This is a genomic window from Bacillus sp. GMs2/2 (assembly GCF_050172095.1).
GTDB classification, from domain to species: Bacteria; Bacillota; Bacilli; order Bacillales; family Bacillaceae_G; genus Bacillus_A; species Bacillus_A cereus.
This window is the reverse complement of sequence record NZ_JBNLYE010000492.1, coordinates 1-2,435: the sequence shown is the minus strand read 5'-3', so window position 1 is coordinate 2,435 and position 2,435 is coordinate 1. Positions and strand designations below refer to the sequence as shown.

The window sequence follows — 2,435 nt, the reverse complement described above, 5'->3', positions numbered from 1 at the left end:
CTTTACTTTTTAATTCTCCGTTATATCCTGCTGCAATCATGCCAGTTAAATAATCAATAACTGCCATCGTCACTAAGATTTTCAATGTTGCATCCCATCCTCCCAAGAAATACCCACAGAAGCCACCAAACGTAGCTATAAATGCTTTCAATAATACATCAATGCGATCCATCTTTTCCTCTCCTTTTTAAGCTGCAAAATAACTTGGGTCCATTCCAAATATTTCTGCAATATCTTCCTCACTTCTATCTTTCAAATAAGATTCAGTTGTGGAAATATCAGAATGATTAGCGAGTGATTTTAATTTCTCAAGCGGTACTCCTTGAACTTTTAAATTATCTAATCTACTATGACGGAAACAGTGAGGATTCATTTTAAATTCCTTCCCTTCCTTTTCGTTCAGCATCTTAGCAAATATGTCGCACCAATAATTAAATACACTCTTGTTCAATCTTTTTCTCTCACCATTCTTATACACACGCACAAACAAATCTGGAATAGTATCCTTACCTCGCTGATTTATATATAAACGAATGCATTTCTGCACCCGGTGATTGTAATATAGTCTAAACTTTTTACCGCGTTTTCCTCGTACCACATTTGTATAATATTGTTCTGCCAGCCCTTCTTTTTGAACCTGGTATACCTCATTCTTTCTAGCTGCACTGTAATAAGAAAGTGCTAAATACGTTGCTAACATATATTTTTCTTGCTCAAGTAATTCATCGATTAACCAATTAATCTGATCCTCAGTAATAAATGTAATTTCTCTAATCGGGTCCTTAGGTAAACCACGTACCCGTGAACCTACATTAAATTCATAATCATAGTCATCATCATCTGCACAAAACTCAAGTGTTGAACGTAAAGCGCTCATCAATCCATTTACACGTGCATTAGACATTCCCATCTCTTGAAAAATAATAGATAAGTTTCGAATGTCTTTACGTGTTAATTCAACCAGATTTTTATTTTCAAAGTGTTGATGTATTAGAAACAAAATAATTCGCAAATCCCAATTGTATTGCTGTAAAGTGCTTACCGCTTTCCCTTGCGCTTTCTTTTCAATGAGAAAATCTTTGACTAGGTTTTTATTTTCTTGGCTAACATGCTTTTCATAAATTACTTGGTCTACTATTCGCTTCACACTGATCATCTCCTCAAAATAAAAAGAGAAGCGAAATCACTCCTCTTGATTGATGAATTGAATCAAAGCCCTATTTTATACAAAATAAAAAAGCCTGCTTATGCACGCTTAATCTGTAATATCTAAATTAAAAAGTTCATTGCAATATGAACAGTACTTCCGCTTGGAACACCATTCACGAAAATCCCACCATCAGGTTTGATTGTAACTTCACAAGCCGCAGGTGTATATCCATATGCCAGCGCTGGAAAAGCAATGTGCTGTACGGGTCTAAATCCAACTGGTAGTGTAGCGAATACTGCCTCATTTTGAGGATTTCGAACTGAACCAATTACACTAATGTTTTCACCACTTCTCTTGTATTTCATATCTCTGTTAGCAACATTATCTACCCCAGTTGTAGCAAGCTTAATCCATCCAGTATCTGTTGCTTGATGAATTGTCCCATCATCTCGAAATTCAACCGCTTTTGACCATTCCCATGCTCCACTGTTAGAGGCTGTCTCTGGAGCGAATAATATTGAGTTGCTGTCTGGACGATGGATCACCCATGATTTCTTCCCAGAATCCGACTGGAGAATCTGAGAAAACGCATGAGCAAATCTTAATGTTCCTGTGACGACATCTCCTGTTTTCTTTAATAAGTTAGATTCTGCTTGCCAGTTAACTCGCTTATTAACCATATCATAGTTGAAAATCAGTTCACTGTTTTTCCAATCATATAATGTCATATAACCTTTTGAAAAAGCTAAACCTGCTAAGTTATTTGTTCCATCTTTACCTCTAATAACTTTCTCTCCATTAGATACGTTAAACTCTAGGAATCCTGTCATGGTGTCTCCGCTTTTCTTAACAACATCCATAGCATTTAATTTCTGTTGTAACTCGTCCAACGTTTTCTTAATAATCTCAAACTCAGAAATATAGTTTTCGATTTTAATATTACCTTCTTTTACATCCCGTCTTAATGTAATCCGAATATCCGGCGTACTCATTCGTTCTGTACTTTTTTCCATCACAAAATAAGCTGTCCAATCATCCGATGTAGAAACAGCTTGAGATGTAAATGTATATGAAAATACACCATTCTTTGCATCAACTATTTGAGCATCATCTCGAATGAATACTCCTGTATGATTTGTCGCTTCATATTTAACCGCATATCCTGTTAAATCCACCTTCTGCCCTTTTTCTCTTACGTACACAGTAAGCTTCAATCCATTCTTGTCATTCTGCCGAGAGCGAATTATTTTTGTAAACACAGGATCTGCTAAATCTATCATAATTT

3 protein-coding genes are annotated in these 2,435 nt (G+C 35.8%); all 3 read right to left on the bottom strand.

The window, feature by feature from the left end; translation table 11 throughout:
* Nucleotides 1-172 (bottom strand): phage holin family protein (locus tag ACQGS6_RS26505; RefSeq protein ID WP_426965875.1); only part of this gene is annotated, 172 nt, incomplete at its 3' end.
* 15 nt (nucleotides 173-187) lie between these two features.
* Nucleotides 188-1,147: a tyrosine-type recombinase/integrase gene (locus ACQGS6_RS26500; protein ID WP_426965874.1), complete on the bottom strand. Its 960-nt coding sequence runs from the start codon at nucleotides 1,145-1,147 to the stop codon at nucleotides 188-190.
* 122 nt (nucleotides 1,148-1,269) lie between these two features.
* On the bottom strand, nucleotides 1,270-2,433 hold the full coding sequence (locus tag ACQGS6_RS26495; protein WP_426965873.1) for a BppU family phage baseplate upper protein: 1,164 nt from the start codon (nucleotides 2,431-2,433) through the stop codon (nucleotides 1,270-1,272).
* Nucleotides 2,434-2,435 lie beyond the last annotated feature (2 nt).